Annotated in this window: 22 protein-coding genes and 1 riboswitch; of the genes, 13 read left to right on the plus strand and 9 right to left on the minus strand. The window is 58.3% G+C overall.

Annotated elements, in window-relative coordinates:
• Window positions 1–710 precede the first annotated feature (710 nt).
• Window positions 711–1121 carry a hypothetical protein gene (locus ACLBW8_RS03030; protein WP_064451907.1) on the minus strand — a complete coding sequence of 137 codons (411 nt, stop codon included), beginning with the start codon at window positions 1119–1121 and terminating at the stop codon, window positions 711–713.
• Window positions 1122–1738: 617 nt separating this feature from the next.
• On the opposite strand from ACLBW8_RS03030, the gene ACLBW8_RS03035 reads away from it, so the two are divergent.
• The 4 genes from ACLBW8_RS03035 to ACLBW8_RS03050 all read left to right on the plus strand — a co-directional run bounded on the left by ACLBW8_RS03035 (window position 1739) and on the right by ACLBW8_RS03050 (window position 5616).
• Window positions 1739–3508: an ATP-dependent nuclease gene (locus ACLBW8_RS03035; RefSeq protein ID WP_447804542.1), complete on the plus strand. Its 1770-nt coding sequence runs from the start codon at window positions 1739–1741 to the stop codon at window positions 3506–3508.
• A 351-nt stretch (window positions 3509–3859) separates the two neighbouring features.
• Complete coding sequence (locus tag ACLBW8_RS03040; protein WP_447804543.1) at window positions 3860–4558, plus strand: hypothetical protein; 699 nt, start codon at window positions 3860–3862, stop codon at window positions 4556–4558.
• A 436-nt stretch (window positions 4559–4994) separates the two neighbouring features.
• Complete coding sequence (locus ACLBW8_RS03045; protein WP_221295263.1) at window positions 4995–5228, plus strand: hypothetical protein; 234 nt, start codon at window positions 4995–4997, stop codon at window positions 5226–5228.
• 88 nt (window positions 5229–5316) lie between these two features.
• Window positions 5317–5616 carry a hypothetical protein gene (locus ACLBW8_RS03050; RefSeq protein WP_053257115.1) on the plus strand — a complete coding sequence of 100 codons (300 nt, stop codon included), beginning with the start codon at window positions 5317–5319 and terminating at the stop codon, window positions 5614–5616.
• Between the two features lie 77 nt (window positions 5617–5693).
• Here ACLBW8_RS03050 and ACLBW8_RS03055 read toward each other — a convergent pair whose 3' ends face one another.
• Complete coding sequence (locus tag ACLBW8_RS03055; RefSeq protein ID WP_447804544.1) at window positions 5694–5933, minus strand: DUF6124 family protein; 240 nt, start codon at window positions 5931–5933, stop codon at window positions 5694–5696.
• Between the two features lie 415 nt (window positions 5934–6348).
• Here ACLBW8_RS03055 and ACLBW8_RS03060 point away from each other — a divergent pair, with 415 nt between their 5' ends.
• On the plus strand, window positions 6349–6924 hold the full coding sequence (locus tag ACLBW8_RS03060) for a nucleotidyltransferase family protein (RefSeq protein WP_064453276.1): 576 nt from the start codon (window positions 6349–6351) through the stop codon (window positions 6922–6924).
• Here ACLBW8_RS03060 and chrA read toward each other — a convergent pair.
• A complete protein-coding gene (gene chrA, locus ACLBW8_RS03065) occupies window positions 6911–8122 on the minus strand; it encodes a chromate efflux transporter (RefSeq protein WP_447804545.1) in 1212 nt (403 codons plus the stop codon). The genes ACLBW8_RS03060 and chrA overlap by 14 nt on opposite strands.
• Before the next feature lie 197 nt (window positions 8123–8319).
• Here chrA and tspO point away from each other — a divergent pair, with 197 nt between their 5' ends.
• The 4 genes from tspO to ACLBW8_RS03085 are packed head-to-tail and all read left to right on the plus strand — an operon-like array spanning window position 8320 to window position 10474.
• Window positions 8320–8760, plus strand: a complete 441-nt coding sequence (gene tspO, locus ACLBW8_RS03070; RefSeq protein ID WP_064453274.1) for a tryptophan-rich sensory protein TspO — start codon at window positions 8320–8322, stop codon at window positions 8758–8760.
• On the plus strand, window positions 8760–9698 hold the full coding sequence (locus ACLBW8_RS03075; protein WP_447804546.1) for an alpha/beta hydrolase: 939 nt from the start codon (window positions 8760–8762) through the stop codon (window positions 9696–9698). Before tspO ends, ACLBW8_RS03075 begins: the two co-directional genes overlap by 1 nt.
• A 57-nt stretch (window positions 9699–9755) precedes the next feature.
• Window positions 9756–9980 (plus strand): hypothetical protein, encoded by a 225-nt coding sequence (locus ACLBW8_RS03080; RefSeq protein ID WP_447804547.1) that lies wholly within the window; start codon window positions 9756–9758, stop codon window positions 9978–9980.
• Window positions 9977–10474: a GNAT family N-acetyltransferase gene (locus ACLBW8_RS03085; RefSeq protein WP_447804548.1), complete on the plus strand. Its 498-nt coding sequence runs from the start codon at window positions 9977–9979 to the stop codon at window positions 10472–10474. Before ACLBW8_RS03080 ends, ACLBW8_RS03085 begins: the two co-directional genes overlap by 4 nt.
• Window positions 10475–10537: 63 nt before the next feature.
• On the opposite strand, the gene ACLBW8_RS03090 is transcribed toward ACLBW8_RS03085, so the two are convergent.
• Genes ACLBW8_RS03090 through ACLBW8_RS03100 form a run of 3 tightly spaced genes read right to left on the minus strand, consistent with a single transcriptional unit; the run spans window position 10538 to window position 13310 of the window.
• A complete protein-coding gene (locus ACLBW8_RS03090) occupies window positions 10538–11302 on the minus strand; it encodes an ABC transporter ATP-binding protein (protein ID WP_447804549.1) in 765 nt (254 codons plus the stop codon).
• Complete coding sequence (locus ACLBW8_RS03095; RefSeq protein ID WP_221295259.1) at window positions 11299–12303, minus strand: FecCD family ABC transporter permease; 1005 nt, start codon at window positions 12301–12303, stop codon at window positions 11299–11301. Before ACLBW8_RS03095 ends, ACLBW8_RS03090 begins: the two co-directional genes overlap by 4 nt.
• Entirely contained in the window at window positions 12300–13310 is a 1011-nt protein-coding gene (locus ACLBW8_RS03100) for an ABC transporter substrate-binding protein (protein ID WP_221295258.1), read from the minus strand. The genes ACLBW8_RS03095 and ACLBW8_RS03100 overlap by 4 nt, the downstream gene beginning before the upstream one ends.
• Window positions 13311–13424: 114 nt before the next feature.
• Window positions 13425–13618: riboswitch (cobalamin riboswitch) on the minus strand.
• A 118-nt stretch (window positions 13619–13736) separates the two neighbouring features.
• Between ACLBW8_RS03100 and ACLBW8_RS03105 the strand changes: the two genes are divergently transcribed.
• The 3 genes from ACLBW8_RS03105 to ACLBW8_RS03115 are packed head-to-tail and all read left to right on the plus strand — an operon-like array spanning window position 13737 to window position 16660.
• Window positions 13737–14171, plus strand: coding sequence for a hypothetical protein (locus tag ACLBW8_RS03105; RefSeq protein ID WP_259746347.1), 435 nt, complete (start codon window positions 13737–13739; stop codon window positions 14169–14171).
• The gene (locus tag ACLBW8_RS03110) at window positions 14168–15634 is read left to right on the plus strand and encodes an RAD55 family ATPase (protein ID WP_447804550.1); all 1467 of its coding nucleotides are present in this window, start codon (window positions 14168–14170) and stop codon (window positions 15632–15634) included. The genes ACLBW8_RS03105 and ACLBW8_RS03110 overlap by 4 nt, the downstream gene beginning before the upstream one ends.
• Before the next feature lie 9 nt (window positions 15635–15643).
• On the plus strand, window positions 15644–16660 hold the full coding sequence (locus ACLBW8_RS03115) for a sensor histidine kinase (RefSeq protein WP_447804551.1): 1017 nt from the start codon (window positions 15644–15646) through the stop codon (window positions 16658–16660).
• Window positions 16661–16863: 203 nt separating this feature from the next.
• Here the strand turns inward: ACLBW8_RS03115 and ACLBW8_RS03120 are convergent, their stop codons facing one another.
• Window positions 16864–18255 (minus strand): aldehyde dehydrogenase family protein, encoded by a 1392-nt coding sequence (locus tag ACLBW8_RS03120; protein WP_447804552.1) that lies wholly within the window; start codon window positions 18253–18255, stop codon window positions 16864–16866.
• A gap of 103 nt (window positions 18256–18358) precedes the next feature.
• On the opposite strand from ACLBW8_RS03120, the gene ptrR reads away from it, so the two are divergent.
• On the plus strand, window positions 18359–19231 hold the full coding sequence (gene ptrR, locus ACLBW8_RS03125) for a putrescine utilization regulator PtrR (protein ID WP_064453263.1): 873 nt from the start codon (window positions 18359–18361) through the stop codon (window positions 19229–19231).
• 106 nt (window positions 19232–19337) lie between these two features.
• On the opposite strand, the gene ACLBW8_RS03130 is transcribed toward ptrR, so the two are convergent.
• A complete protein-coding gene (locus ACLBW8_RS03130; RefSeq protein WP_016970937.1) occupies window positions 19338–19547 on the minus strand; it encodes a hypothetical protein in 210 nt (69 codons plus the stop codon).
• A 112-nt stretch (window positions 19548–19659) separates the two neighbouring features.
• Window positions 19660–20856 (minus strand): amino acid aminotransferase, encoded by a 1197-nt coding sequence (locus tag ACLBW8_RS03135; RefSeq protein ID WP_128587392.1) that lies wholly within the window; start codon window positions 20854–20856, stop codon window positions 19660–19662.
• Window positions 20857–21087: the final 231 nt, after the last annotated feature.

A 21087-nucleotide genomic window follows, 5' to 3' on the forward strand; every position in this document is an offset into this window, starting at 1 on the left:
CAATTTAGGGACACCTGCAAGGGTATGTATTCGCCCTTTGTCCGCATCCTGCGCAGGTATTCTTTTGTTCGACGGCAACGAGTAGCGGCGTTATTTCCTGCCTGGGTGAAACTTGTACAAGTTCTGATACTTGTACAAGTCTTGTACAACTATATTGGGGTGATGTCGTCATGACATCATCTAATCCAGATGAACGGTCAGTGACCTCCTGTTTCTGGCAGGCGCGAGAAATAGAGGTCTGGCTATCGGGCTGACTGGTGTTTGGCGGCGATACAGCCCAAGGCCATCCTTGGGCCGATAGAATCCTGCGAGCGCTGTAAAAATGCGTAGCGCTATTTTTGTACAAGTATTTTGTAGGGGGGGAGCTAGGGCGCGCTAATTGTGAGCATGCGCTGCGCTAGGGGCTGTTGCCGTTTCATCGCGAGCCGCGTTGCTGCGAGAAATGGCTCCCGGTTATGGGGGGCGAGTTCATTCTCGGATCTGCATGCGAGATGGCGGGGCAGGTTTGCCCAACGTGCGGCGAGGGGGTTAGGCAAATGGCGAGCCATGGCGTTGACTGACCACTTGCGGGACATTCATGCCGGCTGGTGAGCATGAGAGGGACTAGCGGATTGATCGACATGAACGTCTGATTGGTCGATTTTGCCAGCTTATCAGCCGCCAGTTATCTCCGACGTTAATATCTACTTTTGGCCGAAAGCAGGCGGGTATTACCTTGTTTCAGCTGCGTCAGGAGGCCAGCTCTCATAGAAAGAGCCGCCTACAGGGATCGGGTTACCATCCATATGGTATGCGGCCCATGCCAGTAGGTGAGCCATGCGTTCGGCAGCAACTGGCGACAGCCCGCAAGACTCTCTGACTTCGTCTAGTCGTACTCGGCAAACATCGAGGTGGCGTCGAACGCCTGAAAATCCGCCAAGATAGATATAGAACTCGTCGAGAAGGATACCCACGCCTGGAACACCATAGGTGCCGGCCACACCTGGTGCCTCCTCATATATGGCCTTCACATCATGGCCTTCCAAGGTCGCGACAGCGGTTAGCACCTCGCAAAAAGTATCTTTCATGCTGTTGCTGACCCAGAGGCCATAGCTGTTGCCGATAATGATGGGCGCGCCCATGAGTCTTACTCTGATTTCGATAATGGAATGCTGAAGAAGAGACGGATTCAGCCATGTTGCCAATTTTCAATAGGCCGTCTCCGCTCCGATTATTATCGTTTTGGGCTGGAAAAGGCCATGCGTGGGCGACAGCTCTTGGCCGATTTCTGCCGTACGTGACGGGCAGCAAGCGGCCCAAAGCTGACGGCGGCTACAGGCAGAAATCGACCCATAGTGTAACAACGGGGTCAGACCACATTTAATAATAATGGTCTTATCCCTATTTTCCATAGCGTCGGAGCCTAGGGAATGTGCCTCGGTCCTGTACAGTTGTTTCGCGGATAAGCTCCTGCATGGTTCGATCAAGACAGAAGATGTTAAGGACTAGATGCATGCTAGCGCCTGCACGAGCTATAGTGATGGCAAATCGACAGTCCTTAGTGAGCCGGTGATGGAAAACTGCGCAACAAAAAATATTACTCGCTACCGATGGTGCTTTCTCCAGCATAAAAGAAAAAGTTATTCGATCTATTTCAGCTCTTGTAAAAAGATGAATCTAATCCGGGTGGATAAAATCGTCTGCTCACTATAGTGGGTGTTGACAGAAAGGTGTTTTTATTCTTGTTTGTGTTGTCTATATGGCTGTGCTGGAGGTTGCTTTGATTACTATTACATCCATAAGATTTAATAATTTTAAGGCTTTGAAGCAATATTCATTGTCTCTTGAGTCATGTAATATATTGGTGGGGCCCAATAATGCCGGGAAGTCAACGGTAATTAGTGCGTTCCGTATTCTAGAGGCGGCCCTGCGCGCTGGCTATAGTAGAAAGCCAGAGTACGTATTTCTTGATGATAAAAGAGTGCTTGGTCATAAGGTTCCTGTGGCTGGGTTACCCGTGAGTCTTGAAAATGTTCATACCGACTATAATTATTCAGAGACTAAGATTGAATTTAGGTTTTCGAATTCCAATAAATTGATTCTGAATTTTCCGGAGGACGGTGGCTGTATATTGACTTGGGAATGTTCAGATAATCACATCAAAACGCCGTCTGCCTTTAAAAAGGCATTTCCATTCTCTGTGCAGGTTATTCCAGTTTTAGGGCCTTTGGAGCACGAGGAACCAATCATATCAGAGGAAACTGTTAGGCGATCTTTGGGCACCCCGCGGGCATGTCGTCATTTCAGGAACTTTTGGGAGCAAAACCCAGAAGGATTTGAAAATTTTCAAGGTATGATCGAGGACTCTTGGCCTGGTATGTCTATTTCACGTCCAGAGCGTGTGTCGTCGACGATGGCAATGTTTTGTACCGAAAATAGAATGGATCGTGAAGTTTTTTGGGCAGGATTTGGTTTTCAAATTTGGTGCCAGTTGTTGACACATTTATCTCGCTCGAAATTATTCAGTTTTACGGTGATTGATGAGCCTGAAGTCTACCTTCATCCTGATCTTCAGCGGCAGTTTTTAGCGATTCTTCGTGACCAAGCTAATGAGTTTCTCATTGCTACTCATTCTACGGAAATAATGGGTGAGGCCGATCCTTCTGAGATAATGATTGTTGATAAGACAAAAAGGTCTGCAAAAAGAGTTAAAGATATAGAAGGGGTGCAGCAAGCGCTTACTTCTTTAGGTTCGATTCAAAATATTACATTAACTCAGTTGGCTAGAAATAAGAAAATTCTGTTTTGCGAAGGTGCCGTGGATTATAAAATTCTTCGTCGTTTTGCAAAGAAGATTAAACTTAATGAGTTGTCCTCGGGCAATGATATTACTCAGTTAGCATCTGAAGGCTACAGTTCTTGGCCTAGAGTTCAAGGTTTAGCTTGGGGGTTGAAGAATACGCTTGGGTCTGAAATCAAGATTGCTGCAATCTATGATCGTGATTTTTGGTGTGAGGATGAAATTGCGCATGTCGAGAAGGGGTTAAAGTCACAACTGACATATGCTCATATTCATCGCCGAAAGGAAATTGAAAACTATCTTTTGGTTCCTTCGGTGTTAGAACGTTGTATAAATAAGGCTGTTGCGGAGAGAGTTAATCGTTCAGGTGAGCTATCTTTGGAGGTGGATGTTTTATTGCTACTTCGAGAAGTTACGGATATGTTTCAGGTGGCGTTGCAGGGGCAGTATGTTGCTAAGTACTCAGAGTTTCACAAAGGGACTGGTAGGGATCCTGCGGTGCTCGGGACTGAGGCTCTCCAAGTTTTTAGTGATAAGTGGAGTGATTTAAACTCTCGCATGGAGATCGTTGGTGGAAAAAGCGTTCTTAGAGAACTGCGCGCAATCGTCTCTAATAGATACTCGATTACTCTTACTGATTTCAAGATAATTGATGAGTTTAAGTTTTCAGAAGTTCCTTTTGATCTGGTTAAGTTGCTGTCAGAGTTGGAGGATTATCGTAATTCTTGATGGAATGGCGTTTCTTAATTGGTGTTGGCGGAAGGCGGGGTTAGACCATATTTTAAATAATTATGGTTTGACCCCGTTTTTACAGGAGCGGGGCTTGAGGCGTGCAGAAAGTCATGAAGAAGGCGTCGAAATTCCTTGTTTTCTCACTAGCGGGAGTATAGTGATGACTTGAGTCGGTGCGATTAGCCACCAGTATAAAGCTCCGGTTGTCGATCCATGATAGCGGTACTCTTTTAGGCACCTAATTTGCTACCCTTCTCTGCTCGGAAACTATAGAGGAATAAGTTTATAGGTTTCTTGGTTTTCATTTTATATGTGCATAAATTTTTACTATTGCGAGTCTAAAAACCTATGTTAAATTTGAGCTTGGATCAGTTTATAGCAACCTCTGCGAGCGTTGCTGCGGGGGTGTCTGCACTTGCAACCTTCCTCACTGTCTTTCAGATTTGGATACAAAGGAAATCCTCATATAAGCCTGAGATTATATTCTCAAAAACTAATTTTAATATAGCGAGTGAAAACAACTCTAACTCAAGTGACGGCATGCTCCATGCAAGACTTTCCGTGAAAGCTTATAATATTGGACTTGGGCCGGCTAAAGATTTAACAGTGCGATGGTCGTTCCCTATCGACGTTGCGGTAGCAAAAGTCAACTCGTTGGCTACTGCTGGCATTAAGATGGACAAATATTTTATCAAAGATGATGTTCTTTCTACTGCAGAGGATAGTGCTAGATCTATGACTTCAATGTGGGTCAGCCAGAAAGAACAAAAAATCGATTTTGCGTTGCCTGCATCTATCAGTGATCAGCCGATTTTAATTGGAATTCCCCATGCGTATTCCACGCTTTGGTTATCGTACGTCATAAATTCTTTGCAAATGAAAGGGAGTCTTGCTAAGGAGGATTTTCCACCACTTACAGCTACAATAACTTTTCAGGATATTGGAGGTTCAAAGTATAAGGTTAGGCAGCGGTTTCTGGTCGGCTTTATTTATTATGTGCAAGGTGAAAAAGGGCTTGCAGGGCAGATTGCTTCTAAATCCTATTGAGAGGTAGTGATTGAATGTTGCGCGTGCTCGTAATTGATTAGATGAGTGTTTACGGTTTTTATATGTAATGTGATCTGTCTAAAATCCTAGATATTTCATGTGTCGGTTGCATCCGTGCGTGGCGTTCGTGTGGCCTAGGCTATCTCTGGTCAAGCTCAAGTTGCATGCTGTGTGATCGCTTTTCAGCATTTATTAGGGATTTCTGTTTGATATGTGTACAGCAATCACTCTCCTAACGCTCCCGGGCTTACTCGTGGTCTATAGGAACTGTTTTAATATCTGCCACTAGCACTGAGGTCTGCCTTGGGTTGAAGTCTGACGCCTTATGATTATCTGCTTTTGGCCGAAAGCCCCCCTTTCTTTGCCAACCGGTCTACCATGCCACCCCCGGCAGTGATTCCACGCGCTACCGACCACTCTTCTTAAAGGTATCGCAATGTCCATCGACCAAATCTCCCTCCCCAAAGGCGTAGGCCCTCACGCCGCCAAGCTGCTTGACGCTATCACCGGCGCCTCCACCCATGAAGAACTCAACCGCGCTGGCGGCAAGGCTGAAGGTTTTGTGTTGGGGCTGGAATCTGCCAAAGCCATCAAAAGCCAAATCGCCGAGTCGCTGTATGTGGCTTATGACGATGCGGCGAGTAATCGGGCGGGTGAGTTGAAGGGCTGATCATTCGCCAGGCAGCGCGTTTCTCTGTGCGATTTTTTGCGCGAGGGTCGTTAGAATGGCGCCTTTGATTTCTCAGGATGAGGCTGTCATGTTTAAAGTTGCTCTGGCGTCAGTGTTGCTGACCTGTACCTTCTGCGCTTCGGCGGGTACGAGTGTTGATGTGTCGAAGATTTACGGCAATATCCAGTTCGTCGATAGCTACCCCGACTACAAGGTTCAGGTTGTCGATCACTACCCCGACCTCAAGGTGCAGAAGGTCGATCATTACCCGGACTCAGCGGGCAAATGGAAAACCGTCGATCACTACCCGGACTACAAAATCCAGATTGTCGATCACTACCCCGACTTCACCATTCAGTACGTGGATCACTACCCGGGCGCTAATTGAAGGCAGCGCCATCGGCGGCGCTGCCGCTCACACGGCCATCACTCGCCAATTCGGCGGGTGAGGTGAAGGGCTAACCATCAGCCAGGGCAGGGCGCTTCGCGGTCGAGCAATTTGGCCGTGAGCAGCACGCCCAGTTCGCTCAGTTGGTGGATGGCCAGCGCGATGTCGCGGTGTTTGCCGCACAGGTCTTCGGACAGGTCGAGCAATAGCGTGCTGACGCAGGTGAAGGTTTCGTAGCTGTTGGTGATGAGGGTTTCGGTGCTGGCGTCGGGAACGACGGTGAAGAGAGCGGTTGAATCCGGTTTGACGTTAACCATTGTTAAGTTCCTTGCTTGGGCCACAACCCCATCGCTACTAAACGAAAAGGCGGTAGCTGTACGCAGGTTAGTAGACCGGTGGAACCTAACAAAACCGGCGCACCCAAGGGTGCCCTACGCACAGCCACCATCAAGCACAGACAGGAACGTCTGATAGATGAAGCTTATGCACTTGTTAGGTTAAACCTTGGGCTACTAAACCCGATCACTGAACAATTCAGCGACCGAGCAACCTTAGAGACGGCCACCCCAGCGCACAAGCCGGCGGATTCTGACGTAAGCGTAGGCAATGGAGCAAGGCGGCGACGTTTCGTTGCGCACACCAGAGCGTTTGCCTACGCTGCGATTCATCAATCAGACTCCGCGCTGTTGTAAAGTCGGCCTCTGCAACCGGCCCGCTTCTTAAGGATTCAACATGACATTGACCGTCAAAACCCTGCTCGAAATCGCCATGGCCAACCCGATCAACGCCGAAATTACCGCGCGCCTGCCTGACCTCGGTGTGGATCAGTGCATGCTGACCGCGGGCTGCCTGTTCCAGGCGGTGTGGAACCATCAATCCAACCGTCCGGTCGCTCAAGACGTGAAGGACTACGACGTTTTTTACTTCGATACGGACCTGTCCTACGAAGCAGAGGACAGGGTCATACGCGCGGCCGAGCGGCTGTTTCAGGACTTGGGTGTCAACGTCGAGGTCAAGAACCAGGCGCGGGTTCACCTCTGGTATGGCGAGCGCTTTGGCCGGCCGTATCCGCAATTGCACACGGCCAGACAAGGCGTGGATCGCTACTTGGTGGCGGGCACGTGCATCGGGCTGGAGATTGCAACGGGCGAGGTGTACGCGCCGTATGGGCTGGCGGATGTGGAGCAGGGCGTACTGCGGATTAATCCGCAGCACCGCGAGCCCGAGTTGTTTGCGCAAAAGGCGCTCAGTTATCAGGCGCGCTGGCCGTGGCTCAAAATCGTCGCGCCTGGCCCTATCCCAGCGTAACGCTCAATAGCCACCCCAGCCCGCCACTGCCGATCACCACCAGCCACGGCGGCAACTTCCACACCATCAACGCCACCAGTGCGACCAGTGCCAGGCCGAAATCCCGCGCGTTGAAGATCGCGCTGGTCCACACCGGTTGGTACAACGCGGCCAGCAACAGGCCGACCACCGCCGCGTTCACGCCCGCCAACGCGGCCTGGGTGCGGGGGCTGCGGCGCAGGGTTTCCCAGAAGGGCAGTGCGCCCATCACCAGTAAAAACGACGGTGCGAAGATCGCCAGCAGGCACAGCAGGCCGCCGAGCCAGCCCGTCGGGGCCAACTGCATGGACGCGCCGAGGAACGCCGTGAAGGTGAACAACGGGCCGGGCATGGCTTGGGCGGCGCCGTAGCCGGCGAGGAACACATCGTTGCTCACCCAGTGAGTCGGCACGACCTCGGCTTGCAGCAGGGGCAGCACCACGTGGCCGCCGCCAAACACCAACGAACCGGTGCGGTAGAACGCGTCGATCAACGCCATGCCTTGGCTGGGCGCCAGCTCGGCCAGTAGCGGCAAGCCCGCCAGCAACAGCAGGAACAACGCCAACCACATCGTCCCCGCGCGGCGGCTTAGCGTGATGGGCAGGGCGTCATGGGGCGCGGACGGCGGAGTATTGAGCCACAACAGGCCCGCCACCGCTGCGGCGCCGATCACGCCGACCTGGCCCCAGGCCGAGGTTTGCAGCAGGGCCACGCAGGCGGCGATCAGCATCAGGGTGATGCGCGGAGCATCGGTGCACAGGTTGCGCGCCATGCCCCACACGGCCTGGGCGACCACGGCGACGGCCACCACTTTAAGGCCGTGCAGCACGCCGGGCGGGATGGCGCTGCTGTGTTGCGCAAGGCCCAGCGCGAACAGAATCAGCAGCAGGGCCGACGGCAAGGTAAACCCGAGCCACGCCGCCAGCGCGCCGCCGTAGCCCGCGCGCGATAGCCCGAGGGCAATGCCCACCTGGCTGCTGGCCGGGCCGGGCAGGAATTGGCACAGCGCCACCAGGTCGGCGTAGCTGCGCTCACTCAGCCAGCGCCGCCGGGTGACGAACTCGTCGCGAAAGTAACCCAGGTGCGCCACCGGGCCGCCGAAGGAGGTGAGCCCCAGGCGCAGGAAGATCAGGAATACCGACCAGGGGCTGGCGCGGTGATCAGCGGAGGCAGTGGCCAAGGCGCAGGGTCTCGATGAAGGCAAAACGGGCTAAAGTGTAGAGGCACCCTAGCGGATTTCGATGACGCGAAGAAGAGGCGGTTGTTGGCGAAAATTGCTCCGCTGGATTGAATTTATACGCGCGCGTTTGAGTCATTTAAGGGGCATGGAAAAAGGCCCTCTCACCCCTCACAGCTGATTTAAGCTAAGGACAGACCATGATCTTCCTTATTTTCCTGATTGCCTGCGGCGCCGCCGCCAGCACAGGCATTATTTTCAAACCCGGTCAGTGGTACGAGTCCCTCGTCAAGCCCGGCTTCACACCGCCCAACTGGCTGTTTCCGGTGGCCTGGACGGTCATCTATTTGCTGCTCGCCTGGGCGGGCTATCGCCTCACCCTGATCCCCGGCAGCCAATTGGCCTTGGGCCTGTGGGCGGCGCAGATCGCCTTGAACACGCTGTGGACGCCAGTGTTTTTTGGTGCGCATCAGCTTTTCGCCGGGATGGTGGTGATCGTGCTGTTGTGGCTGGTGGTGGCGGCGCTGGTGGTGATGGCGTTGCGTCTGGACTTGATCACCGGGTTGATCCTGTTCCCCTACCTGGCGTGGTTGAGTGTGGCGGCGGCATTGAATTTCTCGATTTTGCGTAATAACCGCTGATGGCTCATTCACTGTGGCCTGCCAGCGCGCCAGAGCTGGCCGAGATGCGCCGTTTCAATAAAAAGCTCGCCTGGCTGCCGCGCTTCAAAATCCGCAACCGCATTACCCCGCGCCTGATCCAGGCGCTGCTGGTGGCCAGTCAACGGGTCAAAAAGGCACCTGCGGCTGAAACTCGGCGCGTGGCTGGCGTACCCGTGCGCATCCTGCGGCCCGAGGGCAAGGCCAAGGCCGTGGTGCTGGATATCCACGGCGGCGGCTGGGTGATCGGCAATGCACAGATGGATGACGACCTGAACCTGGGCATGGTGCGGGCCTGTGATGTGGCGGTGGTGTCGGTGGACTATCGGCTGGCGGTCGACACGCCGGTTGAAGGGCTGATGGAGGACTGCCTGGCGGCCGCGCGCTGGCTGTTGGGCGACTGCCCGGAGTTTGCCGACTTGCCGGTGTTTGTGGTGGGTGAATCCGCCGGTGGGCACCTGGCAGTGGCGACGTTGCTGGCGCTCAAGCAATGGCCGGATCTGCTCAAGCGCGTGAGCGGGGCGGTGTTGTATTACGGGGTTTATGACTTGACTGGCACGCCCAGCGTGCGCGCAGCCGGGCCGGACACGTTGTTGCTGGATGGTCCGGGTATGGTCGAGGCGTTGCGCATGCTCACGCCGGGGCTGAGTGATGAAGAGCGCCGACAGCCACCGTTGTCACCGTTGTATGGCGATTTTAGCGGGTTGCCGCCGGCATTGATGTTTGTCGGGGAATTGGACCCGCTCAAGGATGACACGCTGTTGATCGCCGAGCGGTGGGGCGCGCAGACGCAGGTTGAAGCGCACCTGTTAGCGGAATCTGCCCATGGGTTTATTCATTTTCCGGTGGCGATGGCGGGCCATGTGCTGATGCACACCAAGGCTTGGATAACCCAGCGATTGGCAGCAGTAGGAACTTAAAACCTGATCGCTTGGTCAGGATAAACAGTCACTCCTCTCCCGTCACAGGACCCCACCATGCGCGAATACACCCTGAACTACCTGTTCAACGACGAGCCCCGCACCCATGTGTTTGAATTGAAACAGTCCGAGTTGCCCCTGCATGAAGCGGCAATGCACTTGCTGGCGTTGCATTTTGGCGATGCAGAAAACGGGTTGATCATGCCCACTGCGGACGCAGCCCCCGAGGAGATTTTGGAACAGGCAGAGGTGGTAGGCATCCGCCAGATCAAGGTCATATGAACGAGAGTCCCATCCTTCAGTTCGTCACCGGCGCCGATGTTCCAGCAGTACTGGCCTTCGTCCTGGAGGCCCGCGCCGAGCTTTTCCCCACGCTCAGCGCAACCGGCATGCCGGACGATCTGGCGCGATTTGACGCGGTCTACCTTCATGGCGACGGCCAGTTCCTGATCGCCCGCGCTGAAGGCCAAATCGTCGCCGCCATCGGCTACTTGCCCTACGACGGCCGTTTCCCCCAGCTGAATTACCAAGGCCTTAAAACGGTGGAAGTGGTGCGCCTGTTCGTACTTCCAGCGTTTCGCCGTTCTGGTCTGGCAGGCGAGTTGTACCGCGTACTGGAGGCGAAGGCTCGGGCGGAAGGTGTGGAGGTGGTTTACCTGCATACCCATCCGTTTCTGCCGGGGGCGATTGATTTTTGGGTGCGCCAGGGGTTTGAGGTGGTGGATGTCGAGGCGGACCCGGTGTGGCGGACGACGCATATGCAGCGGCACCTCTAACGCCGCCGACCTGACGTGGGAGCAGGCAAGCCAGCTTCCCCCTTTTTAGCGGTGAGTCGCCTGTCAGTTTGAGCGCAGCCGCAGAATCTGCTCGCCATCAAACGGGTCCGTCAGGTAATGCGCCTGCACGCCAAACGTGTCCTGCAAGCGCTGCGGCGTGAGCACCTCCAGCGGCTTGCCCAGCGCGACCAACTGCCCGCGATCCAGCACCGCCAAACGATCACACGTCAGCGCCTGATTGAGGTCGTGCAACGCAATCAGCGTGGTTACCGGCAGCGCCTGCACGCCCTTTAAAATCGCCAACTGATGCTGGATATCCAGGTGATTGGTCGGCTCGTCCAGCAACAGAATCTGCGGCCGTTGCGCCAGGGCGCGGGCGATGTGCACGCGTTGGCGTTCACCACCGGAGAGGCTGCGCCAGGCGCGCGTGCTCAGGTGGGTGGCGTCGACGTCATGCAAGGCCTGGTTGACGATGGCGTGGTCTTCCGCGGACCACGGGCTCAATGCCGACAGCCACGGTGTGCGGCCCAGCGCCACGGCATCGAACACGCGGATCGCGTCGTCGGTGTCGGCTTGTTGCTCCACCACGGCCAACTGCTGTGCGATGGCGCGGCGGGACAGGCCGCTCAAGCGTTGGCCGCTCAAGCGCACTTCGCCGCTGGCGGGCACACGCAAACCGGCGAGCAGTTTGAGCAGGGTGGATTTGCCGGAGCCGTTCGGGCCGACGATGCCTAAGGTTTCGCCCAACTGAACCTCAAGATGAATATCGCGCAGCAACTCGGCCTCGCGCACCTTGAAGCCCAGGCCGGTGCAACTGAGCACGCTCATCGCGCATTCCTCCGGCCGATCAAAATCAGCGCAAACACCGGGGCGCCGACCAAAGCGGTCACCACGCCAACCGGAATCACCTGCCCCTTGATCAGCGTGCGCGACAGCACATCTGCCGCAATCAAAAACAGCGCGCCGCCCAAGGCGCTGGCCGGCAGCAACCGCGAATGCCCGGTGCCGACCAGCAGGCGCACGGCGTGGGGAATCACCAGCCCGACAAAGCCGATAGAGCCGACAATCGACACCATCACCGCTGTGACCAGCGCGGCACAGCCCACCAGCACAAACTGCACGCGCCGCACCGGGATGCCCAGGGACGCTGCGGAGTCCGTGCCAAAGGTAAACGCATCCAGCGCGCGACGGTGCCACAGGCACACCGCCAGGCCTGCGACTGCCACCGGCACCACCAGCCACACCGATGGCCAGCGCACACCGCTGAGGTTGCCCAGCAGCCAGAACAGAATGCCGCGCGCCTGCTCGGAACTGGCGGATTTGGTAATCAGGAACGCGGTGAGGGCGTTGAACAGCTGCGAGCCTGCGATGCCTGCGAGGATGATCTGCCCTGTGCCGCTGGACGAGCCGCTGGCCCGTGCCAGCAGGATCACCAGTGCAAAGGCCGCCATGGCCCCGACAAATGCTCCCGCCGACAGCGAAATCAGCCCGCCGCCCACGCCGATCAGGGCTACCAATACCGCGCCGGTGGACGCGCCGGCGCTGATGCCCAGCAGGTACGGGTCAGCCAACGGGTTACGCAGCAACGACTGCAAAATCACCCCGCACGTAGCCAGCCCGGCCCCGCACGCCGCGGCGACCAGGGCGCGGGTCAGGCGGTAGTTCCACACCACCCCTTCGTCGATCGGGTCCAGCACGTAACCCGCCGCCCACAGTTTGTTGGCGAGCACCTGGAGCACGACCTGCGGCGAGATGGCGGTTTCGCCGATGGCCACACCGGCGAGCACGGCGAGCAGTAACAGGGCGAGGGCGAGCAGGGTGCGTATCATTTGGGCAGGTCGTAGCCGTCGATGGCGTGGGCCAGTTGTTCCAGGCCATCGAACGTGCGGATGCTGGCCTGCAAGGCCAGGGCGTCGAGGACGATGATGCGGTTGTGTTTCACCGCGTCCATGTTGCGGGTTACCGGGTCGCTGCGCAGGAAGGCGAGTTTCTTTTCATGGTCGTCGGCGGGGTAGCGGCGGCGGTCCATGCGGGCGATCACGAGGAAGGTCGGGTTGGCCTTGGCGAGGGTTTCCCAGCCGACGGCGGGCCACTCTTCATCGGACTGCACGACGTTGTGCAGGCCCAGGGTTTCCAGCATGAACTCGGGGACACCTTTGTGGCCGGCGACGTACGGGTCGCTGGCCATCTCGGCGCTGGAGAACCAGACCAGCGCACTGGCCTGCTTGAGGCCTTTGCTCTGCGCGGTGGCGACGGAGTTGGCCAGGCGCGCCTTGAGCTCGTCGTTCAGTTGCTGGCCGCGATCCTGCACATCGAAGATCTCGGCCAGTTGGCGGATGCTTTTGTAAATTGTGTCGATGCGGAACGGCTCCAGCCGCGTGCCGTCGGCACCCACCAGGTTGTCCTTGCCTTCGCAGTCGGAGGGCAGCAGGTAGGTCGGAATCTTCAGCTCGTGGAATTGCTCGCGGGTGCCAACCACGCCCTGCGGGCCGACCACCCATTCCAGCTCGGCGGCCACCAGTTGCGGGCGCTTGGCGATCACGGCCTCGAAGCTTGGCTCGTTATCGGCCAGGCGCTCGATGGTGTCGTTCTGCGCCTTGAACGTGGGCAATACGCTGTTGAACCACAGCGAGGTGCCGACCACCGTGTCGGCCACGCCCAGCGCGTAGAGCATTTCCGTGGCCGCCTGGCCGATGGTCACACTGCGCGCAGGTGCCTGCGCGAAGGTCAGCGTGCTACCGCAGTTCTGCACCGTCAGCGGGTAATGAGTGGGGGCCGCGTGGGCCAGGGCGCAGAAGCCCAAGCCGGTGAGCAGGGCGGTGACGCGTGGCAGCATGGGGCAATCTCCGTATGGACCGTACGTGGAACTGGAGCGGTACGGTTCGGAAACACCCCCTCGAAGGCTGCGGTTCAGGCAGGCGAGGACGTCCTTCCCGGACACCCCGCCGGTTAGTGAGTTACTGGGCCGGCAGGTCTCCTGACTGGTGCGTCGTCGCCACGCTCCGGCCTTCCCGGGCAATGCCCAGTGGCGATGTGGAGCAGGCTCGGCACCTACAGTTGCGGGGGCAGTTTCGATTGGCGCGATGTGCCGCGCGTCGAATTCCCTATTAGTCCCATTTGGGAACCGGCGCGGTATGGTAGTCGATCGTGGCGGGCAGCGGGAGCCTGATCCGCGCGCAATTGGCCGGCCGCTGCCGATGGGGTCTCTATCTGCCGATATAGGGTGTAACATCAGTTTCTGTTCATCAGATATTAGTCAGACATGCCCACGCATAGCGAAGAGAGCCGCCGGATCGTAGCTTCTCTGGCGCACCGTGTTGGTCCGCACGCTGACACTGCAAGCATCGCCGAGGCGATTGTGTCGATTTTGCAGGATATGGGCGCAGCATTGACGCCCATTATTGGCCAGCAGGGCGTTGTTGCGCTGTACCGCCGCAGCTTCCACCTGTGCGTCTCGACCCACCCACGCCTGGCCGGCACCTATGACAGTGTGCCGGCTGCGATGGATCTGATTGCTCTCAAATCCGTACTCGTCGAGCAGAACGAAACCGACGCGTTGTTCTTCGGTGAGGTGTTGTTGACAACCCTCTACGAACTTCTGACTACGCTGATCGGGCCCTCACTCACTGCACGTCTGCTGGTTGACGTGTGGCAGCCTTCTTCGAGCGACACCTCTGCGCAGGAAATTTCGCCATGAGCACCAAAGTGACTATCAACCGTCTGGCCACGGGTGTGCCAGGACTGGACGAGGTCCTGGGCGGAGGCCTGCCGGAGTTTTCGTTCAACCTGATTGCAGGCCCGCCAGGCTGTGGCAAAACCACCCTGGCGCACCAGATGATGTTTGCCCTGGCCACGCCGGAGCGCCCGGCGCTGTTCTTTACCGTGCTCGGTGAGCCGCCGCTGAAGATGCTGCGCTATCAGCAGCAATTCGATTTTTTCGATAACGAAGCGATTAACCAGTCGATTCGCTATATCAATTTGGCCGACCACACCCTGGCCGGCGATCTGGACGAAGTGTTGCGGCGAATTGTCAGCGAGGTCGAGGCACATTCGCCGTCGCTGGTGTTTGTCGATTCATTCCGCTCCGTGGTGCTGGCCAGCCAGACCCAGCACAACCCGAATAACAACCTGCCGCAGTTCGTCCAGCAACTGGGTATGTTGATGACCACGTGGCAGGCGACGACTTTCCTGATCGGCGAATATTTCACCGAAACCGACTCCAACCCGATCTTTACCGTGGCCGACGGCCTGATCTGGCTGCGCCAAAGCGTCGAGCGCAACTCGATGGTGCGCAAGATGGAGATCATGAAGATGCGCGGCCAGCCGACGTTGCCGGGCCTGCACACCTTCCGTATCGCCACCTCGGGGATCAGGGTGTTCCCACCGGCCGCCATCAATCGTTCGGTTGACGCGCCGTCGACGTTCCCGATCACGCGTCTGAAAATGGGCGTGCCGGCCCTCGATGAGATGCTCGGTGGCGGCTTGCCTCGCGGCTATTCGCTGCTGGTGGCCGGGCCTTCGGGCTCGGGCAAAAGCATTTTGGCGGCGACCTTCCTGGCCGAAGGCGCACGCAACGGTGAAACCGGCGTGATTGCGGTGTTCGAGCAACGCCCCAACCATTCGCAAAACCCGCAATTGGCTGAGTTGATCAAGCACGGCAAGATTGGCCTGGTGGACAGCCGCTCGCCGGACCTGTCCATCGATGAAATCGTGCAATTGCTGCTGGGCGAAATCAGTCGTTTGAACGCCACCCGCGTGGTGATTGACTCGCTGTCGGGCTTTGAGCTGGCGTTGGCGCCAACCTTTCGCGCGGACTTTCGCGAATCGTTGTCACGCATGGTCACCGCACTGACGGCTGCCGGGGTCAGCGTCTTGATGACCTCCGAGTTGGAAGACCGCTACACCGACCTGCGTTTCAGCCCCTACGGCACGGCGTTCCTGACCGACGCGATCATCGTGCAGCGGTATATCGAAGTCGAGAGCCGTTTGTTGCGCATCATGGCGGTGGTCAAGGTGCGCGCCAGTGCGCACTCCGATCAGCTACGCCAGTACCACATCGACGATCACGGCCTGCAGATTCGCGACATGCTGCCTGAGCAGGAGGGGTTGCTGGGCGGGCGGCCGACCAAACAGATTTCAGCAGGAGACAAACATGTGTGAGCCCGACTCATGAGTGAAAGCGGCGGCAAGAATGAACGTGAGCTGACCAGTGCCGCTCACGAACTGTTCCTGCTCGGCCAAAAAACCGTTGAGGCGCGTGCCGTGCTCGCCGCTCTGCAGCAGCAACTGACTGATGCCAGCAGCCGTCTGGTGGATACCCAGCACGTCGAGCAGGTGATCGAGGCCAATCAGCAATTGGTACTGGCGATCCTCCTGGCGCAATCCGACGCTGCAAAGCCGCCGCCCCTGGAGGAGCAACGTTTGTACCAGGAACTTCGCGAGGCGAACGCGCAGTTAGTCATCGCGGCGCTCAGCGCGCAAGACCTGCAGGCGACAGCCGAGCGTGCGCTGGGCCAGCAGAAAAGTATCCTGGCGATGGTGGCGCATGAGCTGCGCAACCCATTGACGCCGATCAGCATGATCGCCGAGCGCATGGTGCGCCTGCCGAGCGACCAGTTGCCGCGCATGCGTGAGCTGATCGAGGGGCAGGTGCAGCATATTTCACAGTTGGTTGACGACTTGCTGGACGTATCCCGCGTGAGCACGGGCAAGCTGCGTATCGAGCGAAGTGATGTCGACATGCTGCAGATCCTCAGAAGCGCGATTGATGCGTGCGGCCCGGTGATGCGGGCGAAACAGCAGCAATTCGATGCGCATCTGCCTGACGGCAGCTTGATGTTCATTGGCGACCCTGGGCGCCTTGCGCAAATCCTGCATAACCTGCTGGCCAACGCGGCCAAGTACACGCCGGTGGGCGGCCGGATCGTGCTGTCGGTCAGCGTGGTGGACGAGTTGAGGATCAGCATTTGTGACAATGGCATCGGCGTATCGGCCAAGGCGCTGCCGCTCATCTTTGACCCTTACGTGCAGGACGAGCACGCCATTGGTTTCAACGGTTCGGGGTTGGGGATCGGGTTGACGGTGGTTCGCGAGCTGGTTGAAGCGCATGGCGGCAAGGTCACCGCCAAAAGCGAAGGCAAGGGCCGTGGCAGCGAGTTTGTGGTGACATTGCCCTTGTCTCACTGACCTGCCGGCTCGCCACAGTCGCTGCGGTGAGCGGGCCTGTTGTGGAGAGCAGGCTTGCCCCAATGCCGTTTTGTTAAGCGCAGATCCCACATTTGATCTTCGCTGCTTTTAGCATTGCGTTCGCTTAACTGAACGGCATTAGGGCAAGCCCGCTCGCCACAGGTCGTTTGCTTGCCCCCAATATAACGGCCTGCCTAAGAGGCTTATTTGCGATCCAGCCACACCGTCTGCGCATTGCAGAATTCGCGCACGCCAAAGTGCGACAACTCCCGCCCAAACCCACTTTTCTTGATGCCGCCAAAGGCTACCCGAGGGTCCGAGACGCTGAAGGCGTTGACGAAGATCCCGCCGGTTTCCAGTTGGTTGGCGATGTCGCGTGCCTTGGTTGAGTCGGTGGTGAAGATGCTCGCCGTCAGGCCGAACTCGCTGTCGTTGGCCAGGGCCACGGCGTGGTCGGCATCGCGGGCGGTGATGATCGAGGCCACCGGGCCGAATAGTTCCTGTTTGAACGAGGTCATCTGATCGGTGACGTTGGCCAGTACGGTGGGCGCATAGTAGTTGCCGGCGCCGGGTACTTTGTGGCCGCCCAGTAGCAGGGTCGCGCCTTCGTCCAAGGTGGCCTGGACTTGGCCGTGCAGCTCGTCGCGCAGATCGAAGCGCGCCATCGGGCCGACGTAGGTGCTGGTCAATGTGGGGTCGCCCATGACCAGTGCGCGGCTGGCTTCGAGGAATTTAGCGGTGAACGCTTCTACCACGCCGTCTTCGATGATCAGGCGCTTGGCGGCGGCGCAGACTTGGCCGCTATTCTGGAAGCGCCCGATCACGGCGGCCTGGACGGCGGCGTCGAGGTCGGCGTCGTTGAGCACGATAAACGGGTCGGAGCCGCCCAGTTCCAGCACGCATTTTTTCAGCGCGGCACCGGCCTGGGAGCCGATGGCCATGCCGGCGCGTACGCTGCCGGTGAGCGTGACGGCGGCGATGCGTGGGTCGGCGATGGCGGTGGAGACGCCGTCCTGGGTCACGTTGATCACTTCGAACAGACCATCCGCGAAACCGGCTTTTTGGAACGCCGCTTTCATCAGGTAGGCGCTGCCCATCACGTTTGGCGCGTGTTTGAGCACGTAGGTGTTGCCGGCGAGCATCGTCGGCACGGCGCCGCGCAGCACCTGCCAGACCGGGAAGTTCCACGGCATCACCGCGAGGATCGGGCCCAGCGGGCGGTATTCGATCTGGGCACTGCCGTTGTCTACCAGCGTTGGCTCCGGTGCGAGCATGGCCGCGCCGTGGGCGGCATACCATTCGCTGAGTTGTGCGCATTTTTCGATTTCGGCGCGGGCCTGGGCGATGGGTTTGCCCATTTCCAGGGTGATCATCTGCGCCATGTCTTCGGCTTGGTCACGCAGGGCACTGGCCAGCGCCAGCAGCCGTTCGGCGCGTTGGCTGACTGGCTGGCAGCGCCAGGTGCGGAAGGCGCCGGTGGCGCGGTTGAGAGCAGCGTCCAGCTGCGCCTCGGTTTCGTAAGGGTAGCTGCCGACCGTTTCGCCGTTGGCGGGGTTGATCGACAAGGCGTGAGTCTGCTGAGTAATCGCGTTCATGGCACCGTCCGGCTGAATGAGTGGAATGGGTTCAGCCTACGGGGATGCATGTTTTATGGAAACTGAATAATATTAAGCAATACGTTCACGATTGGAGAATGATTTGGATCTGGTGCAGCTGGAAATCTTCAAGGCCGTTGCCGAGCAAGGCAGCATCAGCGCCGCCGCGCAGTTGATCCATCGCGTGCCGTCGAACCTGACCACGCGTATCAAGCAACTGGAGCAGGACTTGGGCGTGGAGCTGTTTATCCGCGAGAAAAGCCGCCTGCGTCTGTCACCGGCCGGGTGGAATTTCCTCGGCTACACGCGGCGTATTCTCGACCTGGTGCAAGAAGCCCGCGCGACGGTGGCGGGCGAGGAGCCTCAGGGCGCGTTTGCCCTCGGCTCGCTGGAGAGCACGGCCGCCGTGCGTATCCCGGCGTTGCTCGCGGCGTATAACCAGAAGCACACCAAGGTCGAGCTGGACCTGAGCACCGGACCGTCGGGCACGATGATCGAGGGCGTGTTGTCGGGGCGCCTGGCGGCGGCGTTTGTCGACGGCCCGGTGCTGCATGCCACGCTGGAGGGCGTGGCGGTGTTTGAAGAAGAAATGGTGGTGATTGCGCCGCTGCATCACGCGCCGATCACCCGCGGGCAGGATGTGGCGGGGGAGAGCATCTACACCTTTCGCTCGAACTGCTCGTATCGCCATCACTTCGAACGTTGGTTCTCACAGGATGGCGCGGTGCCGGGCAAGATTTTCGAGATGGAGTCCTACCACGGCATGCTCGCCTGCGTCAGCGCCGGCGCCGGCCTGGCGCTGATGCCGCGCAGCATGTTGGAGAGCATGCCAGGGTTTACGGCGGTGAGTGTGTGGCCGTTGAGCGACGCGTTCCGCATTCTGCATACCTGGCTGATCTGGCGCCGGGGCACGGTGTCGCAGAGTTTGAACAGTTTTGTGAAGTTGTTGGAAGAGCGCGCTCTGCAAGCGAAGTAGATCCAGTGTGGGAGCTGGCTTGCCTGCGATAACGGGGTATCAGTGATAGAGGTATCGGCAGGCCTGACGCAATCGCAGGCTAGCCAGTTCCCACAGGTGATCTTTGTTAGCCACCGAACTGGAAGGTGCCCATCGCCAGTTTGGCCATGATCGCCGTCGCACCCAACTGCACCAGCCACAAGGCCAGTCCACCGAGGAACACGCCAAGGGCCACTTGCAGTACCAGGCTTTTCTGGCGCTTGGCTTGCGGGGCGCGGGGCGTGTAGTCATGCAATTCGTCGCGGTCGGCGCGCAGGTCCAGGTCGTCGTTTCTCATAAGGCTCTCACAGCAAAGGGGCAGTCGACGTTCAGTCTAGGGGAGCGGGGTGTTTTGCGACAGGCATTAAAAAAGGGAAGCCGCGGCTTCCCTTCGTTCAGCACCGTCAGGTTTATAGAACCTGAACAATCGCCTTTGTTACCGCACCAATGTTGGACTGGTTCAGCGCTGCTACGCAGATGCGGCCAGTGTCCAGCGCGTAGATACCAAACTCGGTGCGCAAACGGGTGACTTGCTCAACCGTCAGGCCGGAGTAGGAGAACATCCCGCGCTGGCGGCCGACGAAGCTAAAGTCGTGGCCTGGCGCTGCCTTGGCCAGTTCAGCGACCATCTGCTCACGCATGCCACGGATGCGCAGGCGCATTTCAGCCAGTTCGGCTTCCCACTGGGCGCGCAGCTCAGGGTTGTTCAGCACTGCCGCAACGATCGCCGCGCCGTGGGTTGGCGGGTTGGAGTAGTTGGTGCGGATCACACGCTTGACCTGGGACAGGATGCGCGCGCTTTCTTCCTTGGATTCGCTGACGATCGACAGCGCGCCCACGCGCTCGCCGTACAGCGAGAACGACTTGGAGAACGAGCTGGACACAAAGAAGGTCAGGCCCGATTCAGCGAACAGGCGCACCGCCGCGGCGTCTTCGTGGATGCCGTCGCCGAAGCCCTGGTAGGCCATGTCGAGGAACGGCACCAGGTTCTTGGCCTTGACCACGTCCAGCACGTTTTGCCAGTCGGCCGGGCTCAGGTCGACGCCGGTCGGGTTGTGGCAGCAGGCGTGCAGCACCACGATGGACTGCGGCGGCAGGGCGTTGAGGTCTTCGAGCAGACCGGCACGGTTCACGTCGTGGGTGGCGGCGTCGTAGTAGCGATAGGTTTGCACCGGGAAGCCGGCTTTTTCGAACAGCGCCTGGTGGTTTTCCCAGCTCGGGTCACTGATGGCGACGACGGCGTTGGGCAGCAGTTGCTTGAGGAAGTCGGCACCGATTTTCAGCGCGCCGGTGCCGCCGACCGCTTGTGCGGTGATGACACGGCCGGCGCTCAGCAGCGGCGATTCAGCGCCGAACAGCAGCTTTTGCACGGCCTGGTCGTACGCCACGATGCCGTCGATCGGCAAGTAGCCACGGGCGGCGTGTTGCGCCACGCGAACGGCTTCCGCTTCGGCAACGGCACGCAAGAGTGGAATCTTCCCCTCCTCGTTGCAATAAACGCCCACGCCAAGGTTGACCTTGGTGGTTCGGGTGTCGGCGTTGAATGCTTCGTTGAGGCCCAGGATTGGATCGCGTGGTGCCATTTCGACAGCGGAGAACAGGCTCATTTTTGCGGCAGCTCTATGGGGGAATGGAGGGACGTGTCGCGCTCCAGCCGAATGCACTAGAGCGGTGCACAAACGGGGAGCTAGTATAGAGGCCATCCCGGCTGAGGGCGACAACCGAAACGGCTTTTCGGCCATGTTTTTTGGTTTATTTGCCGACCGTTAGTCTTATTGCAACATTGGCCAGCGACGGCAGGTAGGACGATTGCCTTGAAACCCGTCACATTCGCCACC

The sequence above is a fragment of the Pseudomonas sp. M5A4_2d genome (genome assembly GCF_053345295.1).

What these genes read in the sequence shown, in the direction of transcription:
- ACLBW8_RS03130 (WP_016970937.1), bottom strand. Translation starts at nt 19,547, where the DNA reads ATGAGAAACGACGACCTGGACCTGCGCGCCGACCGCGACGAATTGCAT.
- ACLBW8_RS03115 (WP_447804551.1), top strand. Translation starts at nt 15,644, where the DNA reads ATGAGTGAAAGCGGCGGCAAGAATGAACGTGAGCTGACCAGTGCCGCT.
- ACLBW8_RS03100 (WP_221295258.1), bottom strand. Translation starts at nt 13,310, where the DNA reads ATGCTGCCACGCGTCACCGCCCTGCTCACCGGCTTGGGCTTCTGCGCC.
- ACLBW8_RS03035 (WP_447804542.1), top strand. Translation starts at nt 1,739, where the DNA reads ATGGCTGTGCTGGAGGTTGCTTTGATTACTATTACATCCATAAGATTT.
- ACLBW8_RS03110 (WP_447804550.1), top strand. Translation starts at nt 14,168, where the DNA reads ATGAGCACCAAAGTGACTATCAACCGTCTGGCCACGGGTGTGCCAGGA.
- ACLBW8_RS03105 (WP_259746347.1), top strand. Translation starts at nt 13,737, where the DNA reads ATGCCCACGCATAGCGAAGAGAGCCGCCGGATCGTAGCTTCTCTGGCG.
- tspO (WP_064453274.1), top strand. Translation starts at nt 8,320, where the DNA reads ATGATCTTCCTTATTTTCCTGATTGCCTGCGGCGCCGCCGCCAGCACA.
- ACLBW8_RS03055 (WP_447804544.1), bottom strand. Translation starts at nt 5,933, where the DNA reads ATGGTTAACGTCAAACCGGATTCAACCGCTCTCTTCACCGTCGTTCCC.
- ACLBW8_RS03135 (WP_128587392.1), bottom strand. Translation starts at nt 20,856, where the DNA reads ATGAGCCTGTTCTCCGCTGTCGAAATGGCACCACGCGATCCAATCCTG.
- ACLBW8_RS03060 (WP_064453276.1), top strand. Translation starts at nt 6,349, where the DNA reads ATGACATTGACCGTCAAAACCCTGCTCGAAATCGCCATGGCCAACCCG.
- ACLBW8_RS03030 (WP_064451907.1), bottom strand. Translation starts at nt 1,121, where the DNA reads ATGGGCGCGCCCATCATTATCGGCAACAGCTATGGCCTCTGGGTCAGC.
- ACLBW8_RS03040 (WP_447804543.1), top strand. Translation starts at nt 3,860, where the DNA reads ATGTTAAATTTGAGCTTGGATCAGTTTATAGCAACCTCTGCGAGCGTT.
- ACLBW8_RS03120 (WP_447804552.1), bottom strand. Translation starts at nt 18,255, where the DNA reads ATGAACGCGATTACTCAGCAGACTCACGCCTTGTCGATCAACCCCGCC.
- ACLBW8_RS03085 (WP_447804548.1), top strand. Translation starts at nt 9,977, where the DNA reads ATGAACGAGAGTCCCATCCTTCAGTTCGTCACCGGCGCCGATGTTCCA.
- ACLBW8_RS03045 (WP_221295263.1), top strand. Translation starts at nt 4,995, where the DNA reads ATGTCCATCGACCAAATCTCCCTCCCCAAAGGCGTAGGCCCTCACGCC.
- ACLBW8_RS03095 (WP_221295259.1), bottom strand. Translation starts at nt 12,303, where the DNA reads ATGATACGCACCCTGCTCGCCCTCGCCCTGTTACTGCTCGCCGTGCTC.
- ACLBW8_RS03090 (WP_447804549.1), bottom strand. Translation starts at nt 11,302, where the DNA reads ATGAGCGTGCTCAGTTGCACCGGCCTGGGCTTCAAGGTGCGCGAGGCC.
- ACLBW8_RS03080 (WP_447804547.1), top strand. Translation starts at nt 9,756, where the DNA reads ATGCGCGAATACACCCTGAACTACCTGTTCAACGACGAGCCCCGCACC.
- ACLBW8_RS03075 (WP_447804546.1), top strand. Translation starts at nt 8,760, where the DNA reads ATGGCTCATTCACTGTGGCCTGCCAGCGCGCCAGAGCTGGCCGAGATG.
- ACLBW8_RS03050 (WP_053257115.1), top strand. Translation starts at nt 5,317, where the DNA reads ATGTTTAAAGTTGCTCTGGCGTCAGTGTTGCTGACCTGTACCTTCTGC.